The organism is Streptomyces fuscichromogenes (assembly GCF_014645815.1).
GTDB lineage: Bacteria > Actinomycetota > Actinomycetes > Streptomycetales > Streptomycetaceae > Streptomyces > Streptomyces fuscichromogenes.
Map to the genome: position 1 here is coordinate 149,554 of NZ_BMML01000021.1, position 16,454 is coordinate 166,007.

Genomic DNA, 16,454 nt, shown 5'->3' on the forward strand with positions numbered 1-16,454 from the left:
GGGCTGATAACCCATCCGTTGGTGCCGTCCGGCAAAGGCCCCGAGCCTAGCCGGGCGGCACCTTCGCGTGTGGCGGTTTCCTGAAATCCCCTGGGAGAAACCGGATGTGAGCTTTCACACGCAACTCTGAATTGCCACCCGGCGTCGGGGTACGGCAGAGTCTCACTCCTGTCAGGCCCCGCATACGACACACCTGTACCCCCAGCGGTACAGAACAACAGAAGCAGCACTGCTAATTCCATAGCGACGTCGTATGCCGCCCGAGCACCACGCGGCGCTCCCTTCCGGGAGTTGCCCACCGGGCCCGTGTCTCCCGTGACCCAGTAGTGAGGAGACCAGTGCCGGGGGCACGATTGCGTCCGCCAGGGTCACCGAAGCGGGCGATGCTGGAAGGAAACCGTGTGAGCCGGATCTCGGTCCGGGGATTCGCAGTGGCCTCGGCCACCGCGGTCACCGCCGTCGGAAGCGTCGTGGGCGTGGCATCGGGCAGTGTTGCCCAGCCGAACAACGACGCCGAGGCTACGGCAGCCGACACCACGCTCCTCGCTGACCTGCCCGCCGGGCAGCAGGCCCAGGTGCAGACCGCGTCCCTGACGCAGCAGGCCGACGCCGTGGCGATCCAGGCCGACGCGAGCGCCAAGAAGGACGCCGAGCAGGCGGCCCGGGTGGCCGCGGCCAAGACCGCCCAGGCCAAGAAGGCCGAAGCGGAGAAGGCGGCCAAGGAGGCCAAGGAGCGCGCCGAGGCGAAGACGACGGCCAGCCGTTCGTCCTCCAGCTTCCCGGTCCAGAGCTCGTACACCGTGGCGCAGATCCAGGCGATGGCGCAGCAGATGGTGGCCAGCGGCCAGTACCAGTGCTTCAGCAACATCGTGGACCACGAGTCCAGCTGGAACTACCAGGTGGTCAACGCCTCCTCCGGTGCCTTCGGTCTCTTCCAGGCGCTGCCCGGCTCCAAGATGGCGTCCGCCGGCGCCGACTGGCAGACCAACCCGGCCACGCAGATCAAGTGGGGCCTGAACTACATGAACTCCCGGTACGGCAGCCCTTGTGAGGCCTGGACGTTCTGGCAGGCGAACCACTGGTACTAGGCGCTCCGCTGGGGTGCGGCCGACAAGACGCCTCGCGGTCCGTGGTTCGCCGCGGGCCGAGGGTGGCTGGTCGCGCAGTTCCCCGCGCCCCTGAAAAGCGAAAAGACAAAGACGGGCGCGTTGTAGTGAGCCCCTCTCAACCCTTTGGCAGCCCCTCCCCGTCCTAGGGGGAGGGGCTGTTGCCCTGTACGGTCGGACCGGACGACTCCAGGGGGGAGTGGTGGGGAGAGGGCGGATCATGTCGAGCGTGCCTGAGTGGCTCGGCCGTATCGGTGCCGGACTGACCGAGATGGGCGAGCGGCTGGACGAACGCCGGGCCGAGGTGGAGCGGGAGCACGCCGACCCGGCGCCACCCCCTCCGGTCGTGCCCGCCCCGGCCCCCGCCCCCGTCCCGCAGGCCCCCGCGCCCGTCCGCAAGCCGCTGCCGCGCCCCGATCCCGTGACCGCGGTCCCCTGGGGCGTGCGGGTCGCCGCCGAGGCCAGCTGGCGGCTGCTGGTGCTGGCCGGTGCCGTCTGGATGCTGATGCGGGTCATCAGCGCCGTCCAACTGGTCGTCTTCGCCTTCGTCATCGCCCTGCTGATCACCGCCCTGCTCCAGCCCACGGTCGCCCGGCTGCGCCGCTACGGCGTGCCGCGCGGCCTCGCCACCACGCTCACCGCCATCTCCGGGTTCGTGGTGATCGGCCTGATGGGCTGGTTCGTGACCTGGCAGGTCATGGAGAACATCGACACGCTCTCCGACCAGATCCAGAGCGGCATCGACGATCTGCGCAACTGGCTGCTGAAGAGCCCCTTCCACGTCACCGACAAGCAGATCAACCAGATCGCCAAGAACCTCCGCGAGGCGATCGGCGCCAACACCGACCAGATCACGTCGTTCGGCCTGGAGGGCGTCCAGGTCGTCGTGGAGGCCCTCACCGGCATCCTGCTGGTCTTCTTCTCGACGCTCTTCCTGCTGTACGACGGGGACCGCATCTGGCGCTGGTTCCTGAAGCTGGTGCCCGCCGCCGCCCGCGAGGGTGTGGCCGGCGCCGGCCCGCGCGCCTGGCGCACGCTCACGGCCTACGTCCGGGGTACCGTCCTGGTCGCCCTCATCGACGCCATCTTCATCGGCATCGGCATCTACTTCCTGCATGTCCCGATGGCCGTGCCGCTGGCCGTCTTCATCTTCCTGTTCTCGTTCATCCCGCTGGTCGGCGCCGTCGCCTCCGGCGCGCTGGCGGTGATCGTGGCACTGGTCACCCAGGGCGTCGTCACCGCGGTGCTGACCCTGGCGGTGGTGCTCGCGGTCCAGCAGATCGAGGGCCACATCCTCCAGCCGTTCATCCTCGGCCGGGCGGTCCGCGTCCACCCTCTCGCCGTGGTCCTCACGGTCACGGCCGGCAGCCTGGTGGCGGGCCTGGGCGGCGCGGTGGTGGCGGTACCGCTGGTGGCGGTCGCCAACACGGTGGTCAGCTACCTCCACCAGTACTCGAACGAGCGATACGCGACCACCGACCCCGCCGCCCCAGACCAGCCCCACGAACCGCCCCCTCCCACCCCCGACGAAACCGATCAGCCACACTCTTCGGGCCGTCCGGCACTTGACGAAGCTGATTAGCCACACTCTTCGGCCGGTCCGCACGCGACGACAGCGATCAGCCACACCCTCCAGCCCGTCCGGCGTTTGAGGACGGCGATCAGCCATAGCAATCAGCCCGTCCGGCACTTGACGACGGCGATCAGCCATAGCAATCAGCCTGTCCGGCGTTTGAGGACGAGGCCGTTCAGGCCGAACGGGGGGTCTGGGGGCGCAGCCCCCAGGAGTGCGGGAGTCGCCGCCCACGGGAGGTGAGCAGGGTTCCCGGAGTCACGGCGCCTACTCCACCCCGGCCAGGACGGCTTCGGCCTCCAGCGTGACACCCCACCACCGATGCGATCTCGAACGCCTCCTGGATCACCTCCCGGTCGACCCCGGCCCTGCGCAGCACCCGCTCGTGGGAGTCCAGGCACATCCCGCAGTTCGAACCCGGGGAACCTGTCACCGACAGTGAGTCCACACTCTCCTTGCAGCGCGGAGCGACCCCGGATCGCGGGGCCTGCTCCGACGGGTTGGACGCCGCTGATCGCGGCACAAGGTGCATTGATTCCTGAAATAGCTACACTCGGCAGGGTTGATCGGAGGTGGCTATTAGTGGCTCTGGGTAATCCCCTGGGGAGCGGCGCCGCGGGCAAGCGGCGGCAGCCCAGTCTCGCGCAGCTGCGTGCCTTCGCCGCGGTCGCCGAGCACCTGCACTTCCGGGACGCGGCGGCCGCGATAGGCATGAGCCAGCCCGCCCTGTCGGGGTCGGTCGCCGCGCTGGAGGAGACGCTCGGCGTCACGCTCCTGGAGCGCACCACCCGCAAGGTGCTGCTCTCGCCCGCCGGCGCGCGGCTCGCCGTACGGGCGCGCGCGGTGCTGGACGAGGTGCAGGCGCTGCTGGCGGAGGCCGAGGCGGTGCGGGCGCCGTTCACCGGCGTGCTGCGGCTCGGGGTGATCCCCACCGTCGCGCCGTATCTGCTGCCGACCGTCCTCGGCCTGGTCCACGACCGCTATCCGGACCTCGACCTCCAGGTCCACGAGGAGCAGACCGCCAGCCTCCTGGACGGGCTCACCGCCGGCCGCCTCGACCTGCTGCTGCTCGCGGTCCCGCTGGGCATCCCCGGTGTCGTCGAACTCCCCCTGTTCGACGAGGACTTCGTGCTCGTCACGCCGCTCGGCCACCCGCTCGGCGGCCGCAGCGGCATCGCCCGCGAGGCGCTCAGGGAGCTCAACCTGCTGCTCCTGGACGAGGGACACTGCCTGCGCGACCAGGCCCTCGACATCTGCCGGGAGGCGGGACGGGAGGACGTCCCGGTGACCACCACGGCCGCCGGCCTCGCCACCCTCGTGCAGCTGGTGGCCGGCGGGCTCGGCTGCACCCTGCTGCCGCACACCGCCGTCAGGGTCGAGACCAGCCGCAGCGAGCAGCTGCGCACCGGCTCCTTCGCGGAGCCCGCCCCGAGCCGCCGGGTGGCCCTCGCGATGCGCGCCGGGGCGGCGCGCGGCGCCGAGTACCGGGAGCTGGCGGCCGCGTTGCGCGAGGCGCTGCGGCCGCTGCCCGTCCGGGTCCTCGGCGCCGGGTCCTGACCTCGGACCTGCTATTCGGTGCGCAGCCCGTCCGGGCGCATCAGCCGCAGCAGCGCCGGCAGGCTGAGCAGGGTCACGGCGAGGACGATCGCCGCGCCGACCCCGGTCATCGACAGCACGCTCGGCCAGTCCACGCGCAGCGGTACGGCCGTCATCTTCATCAGCACCCCGCCGAGCGTCAGCCCGACCGTCATGGCCAGCAGCAGCCCCAGGGCGATGGGGATCGCCGTCTGCCAGAGCACGGACAGGGTGAGCGTACGGCGCCGGGTGCCGAAGGCGATCAGCGACGACAGCAGCTTCTTGCGCTCCCGCAGCTGCTCCAGCTGGGAGACCAGCAGGCTCGCCCCGATGAGGGCGAGGACGGCGGCGGCACCCGCGAACAGGCCGGTACGGATGGCGCCGTAGCGGGTGGAGCGCTCGGTCGACTGCCAGATCGACACGTCGGCGAGCACGTCGACCGCCTGGACGGTGGTCCGTATCTCCTCGGTGGCCTCCGGTTCCGGGACCTTCGGGTCCAGCATGACGTAGACACTGCTGCCGAGGCTGGGCCGGGCCTTGGCCGGCAGGGCGGACGGCGTGACCAGCAGGCCCGTCAGGTCGCCGCGCAGGGCGTCCTTGCGGACCTGTGCGCGCCCGAGCTCGGCCGGCAGGGTCCAGCGGGCCTCGGCCCCCTTCGTGTTGCCGGGGTAGCTGGGGTCGACCCAGACCGTGTGCCCCGGTGTCATCAGCTTGCGGGAGGCGGCATCGGTGAACGCGCCACTGGAGACGAAGGCGTCACCCTCGTGGCAGGAGGAGATCCTGGCCAGTTCCCGCAGGGCCGCGCAGTCGCCGACCATGATCTGGATGGTGTCCTCGGTGGTCTCGGGCCGGGCCCCGAACGAGGTCTCCGACAGCGTCACGGTCCGCCGTACGCCCCGGGTCGCGCGCAGGGCGCGGACGGTGGCGTCCGGGGTGGTGGCGGCGCGCAGGTCGACCTCCAGCTGGGTGCGGGACGGGTCCTTCCCGGTCGACTTGGTGTAGTCCGCGTCGACGCCGGCGAACAGCATCTGGAGCGCGATCGCCCCGGCCACCGCCACCGCGATGCCGTTCACCATCCGGGCCGCCGTACCGCTGCTCAACTGGAGCCTGCGGACCGCCAGCTGCCAGGAGACCGGGCCGCCGTCGAGGCGGCCGACGGCCCGCTCCACCAGCCAGGGCAGCAGGGCGGTGATGCCGACCAGCAGGGCCAGCACGCCGAAGGTCACCAGATAGGGGTTGAAGTCGCCGCCGCCGTTGCCCTTCCCGATCATCGGGGTGAGCATCAGCAGGCCGAGCAGCGGCAGCAGCAGCCGCCACCACAGCCGGCGCCGCCCGGGTCCGGACGTGCGCACCACGCCCAGCGGTTCGATGACGACCCGGCGCAGCGAGAACAGGGTGACCAGCACGGCGGTCGCCGGGACCGCGAGGGCCACCAGCAGCGCCAGGACGGGCGACGGGGTGAGGTAGTCCGGGAAGATGCTGACGTCGAACAGCTCGATCGACGAGGCGAGCTGGGCACCGGCCAGGAAGAAGCCGACGCCGAACACCAGCCCCAGCACGGAGCCCGCGAGCGCCTCGCCCGCCGCGATCCGCCGGGCCGTCCCGCCGTCGCAGCCGATCAGGCGCAGGGCCGCGAGCCGCCGGTCGCGCTGCTCGCCGCCGAACCGCACCGCGGTGGCGACGAAGATGGCGACCGGGGTGAGCAGTACCACGAACACCATCAGGACGAGCAGCAGCAGGACCGGGTCCAGCGGTTCGGACCCCTGGGAGGTGGTGTCCCCGAAGCGGTCGATCCGCTCCACGTTGCCCTTGCCGAGCAGCGGGACCAGCTTCTCGGAGCCCGCGTAGTAGGCGAGTTCGCGCGAGCCGATGAGCCCGGACTCCCCGATGGTGCCGACGACCTTGCCGGGCAGCCGCTCGCGCAGCAGCGCGGTGCCGGGGGACCTCAGCAGGTCGGCCAGCGCGGGGGAGACGTACATCTCGCCCGCGGCCGGGAGCCGGTCGATGCCCGGCGGCAGGGGCGCCTTGGCGCCCTCCGGCTGGAGCAGCCGGCCGCGCACGTCCTTGGAGTGCCAGACGGTGTCGGTGTGGGCGACCACGATGGTGTCGTCGGCCGGCTTGATGTCCGTGGAGGAGAACGAGTAGTCCTGCCGGGCGGCCTCGTGCGCGTGCCGGGTGTCCAGGATGCTGGGCATCGCCGCCGTGAGCAGCAGCAGCGCCACCCCGAGCCCGACGCCGACGCCCGTCAGCAGGGCCCGGACCCAGCCCTCGCGTCCGCCGGTGAAGGCGAACCGCGTTCCCATGGCCAGGTCCCCGGCCCAGCGCCGTGCGCTCATACGGCCCGCTCCATGTCCCGGGACCTGCCGTCCCGTACGACGATCTCGCGGTCGGAGTAGGCGGCCACCCGTGCCTCGTGCGTGACGAGGACGACGGCCGCGTTGGTGGAGCGGGCGGCGTCCGTCAGCAGTTCCATCACCCGCTCGCCGTTGAGCGAGTCGAGCGCGCCGGTCGGCTCGTCCGCGAACAGCACCCGCGGCCCGGTCACCAGCGAGCGGGCCACCGCGACCCGCTGCCCCTGACCGCCGGAGACCTCGCCGGGCCGCTTCTTGGCGAGGTCGTCGACCTCCAGGCGCTGCATCCAGCCCAGCGCGGTCTTCTCGGCCTCCTTGCGGGAGGTGCCGTTCAGCCGCAGCGGCAGCGCGACGTTCTCCACGCAGGTCAGTTCGGGGACCAGCTGCCCGAACTGGAAGACGAACCCGAACTCGCTGCGGCGCAGCGAGCTGCGCTCGGCGTCGTTCATGGTCGCCATCTCCCGGCCGGCGTACCGGATCGACCCGGAGTCGGGCGGCACGATCCCGGCGAGGCAGTGCAGCAGCGTCGACTTGCCGGACCCGGAGGGGCCCATCACGGCGACGACCTCACCCGGATGTATGGAGAACCCGGCCCCGTCGAGGGCGACGGTCGGGCCGTAGGCCTTGCGCAGGTCCTCGGCGGTGAGCAGCGAACCGGCCGGTGCGGCGGGGGCGTTCACCTGGCCACCTCCACCCGGAGCTTGTCGAGCCGTGCCGCGGTCAGCTCCAGCCAGCGCAGGTCCGCCTCCAGGTGGAACAGCGCGTGGTCGCAGACGAGCTGGTCGGCGAGGTCGCCGTGGCGCTTGCGGTCGGTGAGGATGCGCATGCTGCGCAGGTGCTCGGAGCGCTGGTTGTCGAGGATGTCGCCGGCGTCGCGGTGCGTCAGCAGCGCGAGCACGACCTTGGTGTACAGGGTCGACTGGAGGTACTCGGCCGGCTTCTCCGGCGTCGCCAGCCACTGCTCGACGTCGGTGATCCCGGCGTCGGTGATGGCGTACCGCTTGCGCTCGGGTCCGCCGCCGGCCTCGATGCCGTCGACTTCCACGAGCCCGTTCTTCAGCAGCCGGGACATCGTCGAGTAGACCTGGCCGTAGTGCAGCGGCCGGTCGTGACCGAACTTCTCGTCGAAGGCCCGCTTCAGGTCGTAACCGTGGCGCGGGCCGGACTCCAGGAGCCCCAGGAGGGTGTGACCGATGGACATGCCGAGCACTCTACACACGGTGTATACGCAGTGTGTATACATGCCGTGTGCGGGGCCTGGCCCACCGTGCGGACATGCAGGTGGGAGCTGATTGTCACGGTTCTGCGACAGGCGTGACGTCCGGCGCCCGGCGCCCGGCGCCGGTCACTCCGGGGCGGGCCCGTGGGCGGTGTCGTGGGGAGGGCGGCCGCGGCGCGGCAGGGGGCCCGGGGCCTCGGGCAGTCGTCCCGCGTCGGCCAGCGCCTGCCGCAGCAGGAACTCGATCTGCGCGTTGGCCGACCGGAGCTCGTCCCCGGCCCACCGTGTCAACGCCTCGTACACCGCCGGGTCCAGCCGCAGCGGCACCTGCTTGCGCCGCCGTGACGAGGCGTCGGATGCGGGCATGGGCACCTCCGGGCAGTGCGGTCCTGTTTGTGGTCGGTCCTGCCGTTTTCGGTCCTACCCGAACGTATCCAAGTGATATCACTTAACCGCACCGGGCAACCCTGCCTCTTCTCCGCTCGTCGGTTCCGTTGGACGGGGTGCTGATTGTCACGTCCGAAAAGGGGCAGATCGTGCGCGCTTCGTCATAGAGAGCGGTGTTAGCTTTCTGGACTGACCTGAGCCACGTACCTGTGTGACACCCGTACACACGTGTGACAGCCGAGACGAAGCGGAGCAGACGGACTCATGGGACGAGCGGACGAGAGAAGAGCGCGACAGCGTGGCGGCCGCCGCGCCGCGCCGCGGCACCGCACGTCCGAGCAGGCCGAGCCCGGCACGCCGACGGCGGCGGAGGGCGGGACCACCACGGTGGTCGAGTCCCCGGACGACTCCGCGGCCGAGGGCGCCACCCGCGCGGAGCGCCGCCGGGCCGCCGGCCGGAAACCCGGCAAGCCCGGTCCGCCGGGGAAGCCCGGTGCGCCCGGCAAGCCCGCCAAGGGCCGGATACGCAGGCTGTTCACCTGGAAGAAGATGCTCGGCGCCTTCCTCACCTGCTGCTTGCTCGGCATCGGCGCCTTCATCGCGCTGTACATGACGGTCAGCATCCCCGCGGGCAACGCGCTCGCCCAGACGCAGAGCAACGTCTACAAGTACAGCGACGGCTCGGTCCTGGCCCGCAAGGGCACCGTCAACCGCGAGATAGTCGACCTCTCCAAGGTCCCGAAGGACGTCCAGCACACCTTCGTCGCGGCGGAGAACAAGGGCTTCTACGGCGACAACGGCATCGACCTCAGGGGCATGGCCCGCGGCCTCTACAACACGGCGCGCGGCCGCGGCACCCAGGGCGGGTCGACGATCACCCAGCAGTACGTCAAGAACTACTACCTGGACCAGGACCAGACCGTCACGCGCAAGCTGAAGGAACTGGTCATCTCGCTGAAGGTGGACCGCGAGAAGTCCAAGGACTACATCCTCGCGGGCTACATCAACACCAGCTACTACGGCCGCGGCGCCTACGGCATCCAGGCCGCCGCCCAGGCCTACTACCGCGTCGACGCCGAGAAGCTCTCGGTCCAGCAGGGCGCCTATCTGGCCGCGCTGCTCCAGGCGCCCAGCCAGTACGACTGGGCGGTGGCGGGCCCCATCGGCAAGAAGCTGGTGAAGGCACGCTGGAACTACGTCCTGGACAACATGGTCGGCCAGGGCTGGCTGGACAAGACCAAGCGTGACGCCATGACGTTCCCGATCCCCAAGGAGCCGAAGGCCGCCTCCGGTCTGGAGGGCCAGAAGGGCTACCTGGTCGAACTGGCCAACACCCAGCTGGAGAACCAGCTGATGAAGTCGCAGGGCGTCACCCGGTCCGAGGCGGAGGCGCTGGTCGTCGACCAGGGCTGGACGATCACCCTGAACATCGACCCGAAGAAGCAGACCAAGCTGGAGGCGGCCGTCAAGAGCCAGCTCACCAGCAAGCTGGACGGCAAGAAGCGCAAGGTCGACAAGAACGTCCAGGCCGGCGCCGTCTCCGTCGACCCCAAGACCGGCAAGATCGTCGCCCTGTACGGCGGCGTGGACTACTACAAGCACTACACCGACAACGCCACCCGCGCCGACTACCAGCCGGCGTCCACCTTCAAGCCGATCATCCTCGCCGCCGCGCTCGACCAGGACGCCAAGACGCAGAACGGCAAGGACATCAACGCCAACACGATCTACGACGGCACCAGCGGCCGTCCGGTCAAGGGCAGCGACATCGCCTTCTCGCCGCCGAACGAGGACGACGCCGACTACGGCAACATCACCGTGCAGACGGCCATGAACAAGTCCGTCAACTCGGTGTTCGCGCAGATGGGCGTGGACGTCGGCATGAAGAACGTGCTGAAGACCGCCGACGACCTCGGTCTGGACACCGAGAACCTCCAGGCGGTGCCCGCGATGACCCTGGGCAGCATGGGCGCGAGCCCGCTGGAGATGGCCGGGGTGTACGCCACGCTGGACAACCACGGCCAGAAGGTCACCCCGACCATCCTCGCGTCGGCGGAGAAGACCGGCCGCCAGGTCGACCTGCCGGACCCGATCGGCGACCAGGTGGTCAGCCAGGAGGCGGCCGACCAGGTCACCTCGGTGCTGACCGGCGTGGTCGACGACGGTACGGCCAAGGTGTCGGTGGCCCAGAACCCGCTGCGCAAGGGCCAGGAGGTGGCCGGCAAGACGGGTACGTCCGACAGCAACAAGTCGGCCTGGTTCACCGGCTACACGCCCGACCTGGTGACGTCGGTCGGCCTGTTCGGCGAGGACGCCAAGTCCCACGCCCAGGTCTCCCTCACCGGCGCGACGGGCCTGATTCCCGGCACCGGCCGTATCAACGGTGGCGGTTACCCGGCGCAGATCTGGGCGGCCTACACCTTCGGCGTCACGAAGAAGGCCAAGTTCGACCTGAACACCGATCTGGGCGCGGCCGTGCAGCCGACGGAGACGCCGAGCCAGAGCGCGAGCCCGTCCGAGACGCCCTCGCAGACCCCGAGCTCGACCCCGACGAAGTCGGCGACCCCGTCGCAGACCCCGTCCCAGACCCCGAGCTCGACCCCGACGAAGTCCCCGTCCCCGACGACCAGCGCCCCGTCGACCCCGGCGGAGTCCCCGACGGACGGCAACACGGACAATCCGCTGGATCCGGGGGACGATCAGTAGTCGCCCGGGTGCGGGTGCGCGGGGGCTGAGCGCGCAGTTCCCCGCGCCCCTACGGGGCGCTTGTGAGGGGCGCGGGGAACTGCGCGACCAGCCACAGCCGGTCCGCAGGTCCCCGACGACCTCAAGCTCTCCGGCGCTATCGGTTGAGCTCGAACCAGACGACCTTCCCGGTGCTCAACCGGGTCGCCCCCCACCGCCGCGCCAGCCGGTTCACGAGATACAGCCCCCGGCCGCCCTCGTCCGTCGCCCGCGCCTGCCGCAGCCGCGGCAGCTGCGGCACGTCGTCGCCGACCTCGCAGCGCAGCACATCCGTCCGCAGCAGCCGCAACGTCACCGGCCGCGACGCGTACCGCACCGCGTTCGTGACGACCTCGCTGACCAACAGCTCGACGGAGTCGGTCAGTTCCTCAAGGCCCCAGCGGGCCAGCGCCCTGCGCGCCAGCCGCCTGGCGCGCCCCGGCGCCGCGTCCTCCGGCTCCAGGAACCAGTACGCCACATCGCTCGGCGCGATCCCGTCGAAGCGGGCCGCGAGCAGCGCGATGTCGTCGTCCCGGTCACCCGGCCCGAGCATGTCGAGCACCTCGTCGCACAGTGCTTCCAGGGGCGGCGGATGGTCCGGCCCGGTCAGCTGCGCGGTCGCGGCGAGCTTCTCCCGCAGCTGCTCTATGCCGGTCCACACGTCCCGCAGCCGGGACTCCACGAGACCGTCGGTGTACAGCAGCAGCGTCGCCCCGGCCGGCGCGTCCAGCTCCACCGCCTCGAAGTCGACCCCGCCGACGCCGATCGGCGCCCCGGCCGGCACCCGCAGCACCTCGGCGTGCCCGCCCAGGTGCAGCAGCACCGGCGGCGGATGGCCGGCGTTGGCGATGGTGATGCGGTGCGACACCGGGTCGTAGACCGCGTACAGGCAGGTCGCCATCCGGTCGCTGCCGAGCCGCTGGGCCTGTTCGTCGAGATGGTGCAGGACCTCCTGCGGGGGCAGGTCGAGACCGGCGAGGGTCTGCGCGGTCGTCCGCAGCTGGCCCATGATCGCCGCCGAGGTCATCGAGTGGCCCATGACGTCGCCCACGACCAGCGCCACCCGGCTGCCCGGCAGCGGGATCGCGTCGTACCAGTCGCCGCCCACCCGCGCGGTCTCCGCGGCCGGCAGATAGCGCGAGGCGAGCCGTACACCCGTCGCGCTCGGCAGGTTCTCCGGCAGCATGGTCCGCTGCAGCTCGTCGGCGATGTAGGCCTCCCGGCCGTACAGCACCGCCTTGTCGATGCCCAGCGCGCTGTGCGTGGCCAGCTGGGCGGCGACCAGCAGGTCGTCGGCCTCGAACGCGAGCCGCTCCGGGCGGCGCAGGAACAGGGCCGCGCCGATCACCCGGCGCCGGCCGCGCAGCGGGGCGAGGATCGCGTGCTGGGCGCCGGGCACGAGGGACTCGTTGCCCTCGCCGAGGAGTTCGGGGAGGGCGGCGCGGGCGGCCGGGGAGTCGGCGAACACCGGCCGTACGCCCCGCAGCACCTCGTTGAGCGCGCCGCCCGGCCGTACCTCGCAGAGTTCCGCGGTGAGCGCGGCCAGGCCGATGTCGACCGGATCCGGTTCCGGGACCGGCACCGGCAGGAAACCGCCGTCGGTGTCCCGCTCCTCCGGGATCCGGTCGGTGCGGCGCAGCCGCAGCACCACCGGGCCGACCGGCCGCTCGTCGCCGACCGGCAGCGGGTCGCGCAGATAGACCAGGATCGCGTCCGAGAAGGTCGGCACGGTCGCCCGGCACAGCCCCATCACGATCTCGTCCAGGTCGATGCCCCGGGCGATCCGCCGGGTCGCGGCGCCCACGAAGCGCAGCCGGTCGCCGTCCCGGCGCATCGGCATCGGCCGGCCGGGCGGCAGCCCGCGTCCGCTCCGGCGCTCCTGCGCGGCCACCGCCCGCTCCGGGTCGGCGCCGGGCTGTGGCGGGATGCCCTCCGGGGTGGGGCGCGGCCGGTGCGGATCGGGCTCAGCGCTGGTGGGCTGGGCGTGCTCGGGGCCGTTGACGGAGTGCTCCTTGGACGTGCTGGTACCGGGACCGGAGGGCGTCTCGCCCGCACGGGCCTGTGCCGGTAAGGCGGTGCCGCCCCGTGGGCAGGGCTGCGGTTGCGCCTGTGTCTGTGACTGCGGGGAACGCAGGAGCGCCCCGCGGGCCTCCGCGGGGTCGACGCCCGGCTGTGGGCGTTCGTAGGAGGTGGGGTGCTCCGTCACGCGTGTCGAATCCGTCCGTCCGGGGCTGCGCGCCGGGCGCGCAGGTGGTCCCGCCGAAGTGCCGATACCCGGATTACGTGTCCCAGGAACGGAATTTCGGCGTGGCTGGAGGCTGTTCCTGTGCCACCGGCGGACGATCTGCGGCCCGCGCACCGTTCGCCGGTGTTGCCCTCGTACCCCTCGCTCACGTCCTGCCGCCCCTCGGTGACGTTCGGTCAAGCCTGGCGCAAGCGCCGGGAGTTGTGCTCACGCTTCCTTGCGGAGGACGATCCTACGGTTGTGCACCCGGGGCGCATCAAGGGTCTCATGAGGACACGTGCGCGGACGTACGGTCCCAGTCCTCCGGCAGTGACGGTACCGCCCAGGACGGGTCCGGGCGCCAGTGCTGCCAGCCGTCCGAGAAAGGCGCCTGCCAGGCCTCGACGGCGGCCACCGCGGCGAGGCCCGCTGTGCGTACCGTAGCGGCCGTCTCCGCGGCCAGCAGCCCGTCCCGCTGCGCCTGCGCGAACTCGTCCTCGTCGAGCCAGTACCAACTGCGGTCCGGGTGGACGGAGATGTCCAGAAAGTAGTCTTCCGAGTCCACCCCGCCGCCCCAACGGATCAGCGGCTGCTCAAGGTTGACGTACCAGTTCTTGAACTCCCAGCCCGGCTCCCAGAACAGCCACACCGACCAGGGCTCGCCGGGCCTGGCCAGCTTCAGCACACCCGTGCCGAGCCAGTGGCCGTGCGCGACCGACCGCGGTTTGGTGTACCGGGACTCCAGCGGCTCCTCGCGCACCGACGAGCCGTCGGCGAGCACGGGCTTGACGCACTCGGTGCCGGGGGCCAGCCAGACGGCGAGCAGTTCCTCGTCGTCCCGGACGACGGTGACGGGGCGCGCGATGTGGAAGCCGTCCCCGGCGTTCTCCCGGTACCGCCACAGGATCTGGCTCCCCGGTGTCCAGAAACCGGTCCCGTTTCCGGTCGCACCGCCCGTTTCCCCGCGCTTCACGCGTCTCACCGCTCCACCGTCTGCCATGCACAGATATTAGGTGCCACAGGCATACGACGCTGCGGCGGACGTCACGGTTCTGGCCGGGCGGCGCGAAACGTTCGCGGGCGGTTACGGACGTGTCATCCGCAGGACATCCAGCGCCTCGTCCAGCTGTTCGACGGTCAGGTCGCCGCGTTCGACGTACCCGCCCTCGACGACCACCTGGCGGATCGTCTTCCGCTCCGCCAGCGCCTTCTTGGCGACCTTGGCGGCCTCCTCGTACCCGATGTACCTGTTGAGCGGGGTGACCACGGACGGCGACGACTCGGCGTACTCCCGGGCCCGCTCGCGGTGCGCGGTGATCCCGTCCACGGTGCGGTCGGCGAGCAGCCGCGAGACGTTGGCCAGCAGCCGGACCGACTCCAGCACGTTCTTCGCGATGACCGGCAGCATCACGTTGAGCTCGAAGTTCCCGGCGGCGCCGGCCACGGCGATCGTCTGGTCGTTCCCGATCACCTGGGCGGCGACCATCAGCACGGCTTCCGGAACGACCGGGTTGACCTTCCCCGGCATGATCGAGGACCCCGGCTGCAGATCCGGCAGCGCGATCTCGGCGAGCCCGGTCCGCGGCCCCGAGGACATCCACCGCAGATCATTCGCGATCTTCGTCAGCCCGACCGCGATGGTCCGCAGCTGCCCGCTGGTCTCCACGATCCCGTCCCGGGCGCCCTGTGCCTCGAAGTGGTCGCGCGCCTCCGTGAACGGCAGCCCGGTGACCCGGGCGACCTCCTCGATCACGGCGGCGGAGAACCCGGGCGGCGTGTTGATCCCGGTGCCCACCGCCGTCCCCCCGAGCGGCAGCTCCGCCAGCCGGGGCAGCGAGGCCCGCAGCCGCTCCACGCCGTACCGCACCTGCGCCGCGTACCCGCCGAACTCCTGCCCCAGGGTCACGGGCGTGGCATCCATCAGATGCGTCCGCCCGGACTTCACCACATCCGCGAACTCCTCGGACTTCCGGGCCAGCGAGTCGGCGAGGTGCTCCAGGGCCGGAATCAGATCCCGGGTGACGGCGGCGGTCGCGGCGATGTGGATGGACGACGGGAAGACGTCGTTGGAGGACTGCGAGGCGTTCACATGGTCGTTGGGGTGGACGTCCCGCCCCAGCCGCTCGGTCGCCAGCGTCGCGATGACCTCGTTGGCGTTCATGTTCGACGACGTCCCCGACCCGGTCTGGAACACGTCCACCGGGAAGTGCTCGTCCCACTTGCCGTCGGCGACCTCCCCGGCCGCCTCCTGGACCGCCCGTGCGACGTCCTCGTCCACCACCCCCAGCGCGGCGTTCACCTTGGCCGCCGCGCCCTTGATCCGGGCCAGCGCCTCGATGTGCGCGCGCTCGATCCGCTGCCCGGAGACGGGGAAGTTCTCGACGGCGCGCTGGGTCTGGGCCCGCCACTTCGCGTGCGCGGGCACCCGGACGTCACCCATGGAGTCGTGTTCGATGCGGTAGTCGCTCATGTCCTTGTCAGCGACCGGGGCACGACGGTTGTTCCGGACGTGGCCGGTGCCTGCTGCATTGGCACCACAGCCGTCACCGGGTCGGGGGACGCCGCCTTCGCTCACCGAGCCGCACATCGTCGGCAAATGTGACGATCACCCCAAGGTGGCAGGGCGATTCCCCGCCGCCACCACGGCTGGCAGGAGGACCAACCGATGAACTTCACTCCCAAGAGCCTGCTCGGCGCCATCGCGGCGGTGTCCATAGGCGCGACGACCCTGCTGGGCATGGGAGCCGGCCCCGCCGCCGCCAACGGCAGAGTCCACTGCGACCGCGCGGAACGGCCCGTCTGGAGCGGCGACCCGAGCCGGAACATGACCGCCCACGGCTGCACCCTGCCGTCCACCGAGCGCCGCTGGTACCGCGTCGAGGTCGAGAACCTGACAGAACCCCACCACAACACGGAGTACCTGAACGGTCCGGTCGACCACACCGGGAAACTCCACGACAGAACCATCAAGTGCATGGGCTACACCACCGACGCCCACACGGTGAACTGGTTCGGCTGCGTACCCCACTGACACCGACCGACAGGTCACCCGGACTGACACCGACCGACAGGTCACCCGGACTGACACCGGCCGACAGGTCACCCGGCTTTTTTCAGCCCGTCCGGCGTTCAGGTTGTCTTTCAGCCCGTCCGGCGCTTGAGGACACCTTCCGTCCGAGGGCGACAGCCGCCCCCGCACCCCCACTCTTTTCAGCCTGTCCGGCGTTTGAGGACGAGGCCGTTCAGGCCGATGCGGGGGTGCGGGGGCGGCAGCCCCCGGAGCGGGCGGTCGAAG

The 16,454-nt window shown here is 71.1% G+C and carries 12 protein-coding genes and 1 pseudogene; 5 read left to right on the forward strand and 8 right to left on the reverse strand.

Annotated elements, in window-relative coordinates; genetic code table 11:
• The first annotated feature begins 401 nt into the window (after positions 1 to 401).
• Positions 402 to 1,088 carry an aggregation-promoting factor C-terminal-like domain-containing protein gene (locus IEZ11_RS36040; RefSeq protein ID WP_189267183.1) on the forward strand — a complete coding sequence of 229 codons (687 nt, stop codon included), beginning with the start codon at positions 402 to 404 and terminating at the stop codon, positions 1,086 to 1,088.
• A gap of 238 nt (positions 1,089 to 1,326) precedes the next feature.
• Positions 1,327 to 2,688 (forward strand): AI-2E family transporter, encoded by a 1,362-nt coding sequence (locus IEZ11_RS36045; RefSeq protein ID WP_189267184.1) that lies wholly within the window; start codon positions 1,327 to 1,329, stop codon positions 2,686 to 2,688.
• Positions 2,689 to 2,946: 258 nt separating this feature from the next.
• Here IEZ11_RS36045 and IEZ11_RS36050 read toward each other — a convergent pair.
• A pseudogene (locus IEZ11_RS36050) lies at positions 2,947 to 3,094 on the reverse strand (carboxymuconolactone decarboxylase family protein); the annotation flags it as partial.
• A 173-nt stretch (positions 3,095 to 3,267) separates the two neighbouring features.
• Between IEZ11_RS36050 and IEZ11_RS36055 the strand changes: the two are divergent.
• Entirely contained in the window at positions 3,268 to 4,236 is a 969-nt protein-coding gene (locus tag IEZ11_RS36055; RefSeq protein ID WP_229713573.1) for a LysR substrate-binding domain-containing protein, read from the forward strand.
• 11 nt (positions 4,237 to 4,247) lie between these two features.
• On the opposite strand, the gene IEZ11_RS36060 is transcribed toward IEZ11_RS36055, so the two are convergent.
• The 4 genes from IEZ11_RS36060 to IEZ11_RS36075 form a co-directional block, all read right to left on the reverse strand.
• A complete protein-coding gene (locus IEZ11_RS36060; RefSeq protein WP_189267185.1) occupies positions 4,248 to 6,590 on the reverse strand; it encodes an FtsX-like permease family protein in 2,343 nt (780 codons plus the stop codon).
• The gene (locus IEZ11_RS36065; protein ID WP_189267186.1) at positions 6,587 to 7,285 is read right to left on the reverse strand and encodes an ABC transporter ATP-binding protein; all 699 of its coding nucleotides are present in this window, start codon (positions 7,283 to 7,285) and stop codon (positions 6,587 to 6,589) included. The genes IEZ11_RS36060 and IEZ11_RS36065 overlap by 4 nt, the downstream gene beginning before the upstream one ends.
• Complete coding sequence (locus IEZ11_RS36070; protein ID WP_189267187.1) at positions 7,282 to 7,806, reverse strand: PadR family transcriptional regulator; 525 nt, start codon at positions 7,804 to 7,806, stop codon at positions 7,282 to 7,284. The genes IEZ11_RS36065 and IEZ11_RS36070 overlap by 4 nt, the downstream gene beginning before the upstream one ends.
• A 144-nt stretch (positions 7,807 to 7,950) precedes the next feature.
• Positions 7,951 to 8,190, reverse strand: a complete 240-nt coding sequence (locus IEZ11_RS36075) for a type II toxin-antitoxin system antitoxin (protein ID WP_189267188.1) — start codon at positions 8,188 to 8,190, stop codon at positions 7,951 to 7,953.
• A 285-nt stretch (positions 8,191 to 8,475) separates the two neighbouring features.
• Between IEZ11_RS36075 and IEZ11_RS36080 the strand changes: the two genes are divergently transcribed.
• A complete protein-coding gene (locus IEZ11_RS36080) occupies positions 8,476 to 10,917 on the forward strand; it encodes a transglycosylase domain-containing protein (protein ID WP_189267189.1) in 2,442 nt (813 codons plus the stop codon).
• Positions 10,918 to 11,053: 136 nt separating this feature from the next.
• Here the strand turns inward: IEZ11_RS36080 and IEZ11_RS36085 are convergent, their stop codons facing one another.
• From IEZ11_RS36085 to IEZ11_RS36095, 3 genes are all read right to left on the reverse strand, one after another.
• A complete protein-coding gene (locus IEZ11_RS36085; RefSeq protein WP_189267190.1) occupies positions 11,054 to 13,141 on the reverse strand; it encodes a SpoIIE family protein phosphatase in 2,088 nt (695 codons plus the stop codon).
• Positions 13,142 to 13,445: 304 nt separating this feature from the next.
• Positions 13,446 to 14,159, reverse strand: coding sequence for a cytidylyl-2-hydroxypropylphosphonate hydrolase (fomD, locus tag IEZ11_RS36090; RefSeq protein ID WP_189267191.1), 714 nt, complete (start codon positions 14,157 to 14,159; stop codon positions 13,446 to 13,448).
• Positions 14,160 to 14,243: 84 nt separating this feature from the next.
• A complete protein-coding gene (locus IEZ11_RS36095; RefSeq protein WP_189267192.1) occupies positions 14,244 to 15,629 on the reverse strand; it encodes a class II fumarate hydratase in 1,386 nt (461 codons plus the stop codon).
• 195 nt (positions 15,630 to 15,824) lie between these two features.
• Between IEZ11_RS36095 and IEZ11_RS36100 the strand changes: the two genes are divergently transcribed.
• Positions 15,825 to 16,190: a hypothetical protein gene (locus IEZ11_RS36100; RefSeq protein WP_189267193.1), complete on the forward strand. Its 366-nt coding sequence runs from the start codon at positions 15,825 to 15,827 to the stop codon at positions 16,188 to 16,190.
• The last annotated feature ends 264 nt before the right edge of the window (positions 16,191 to 16,454 follow it).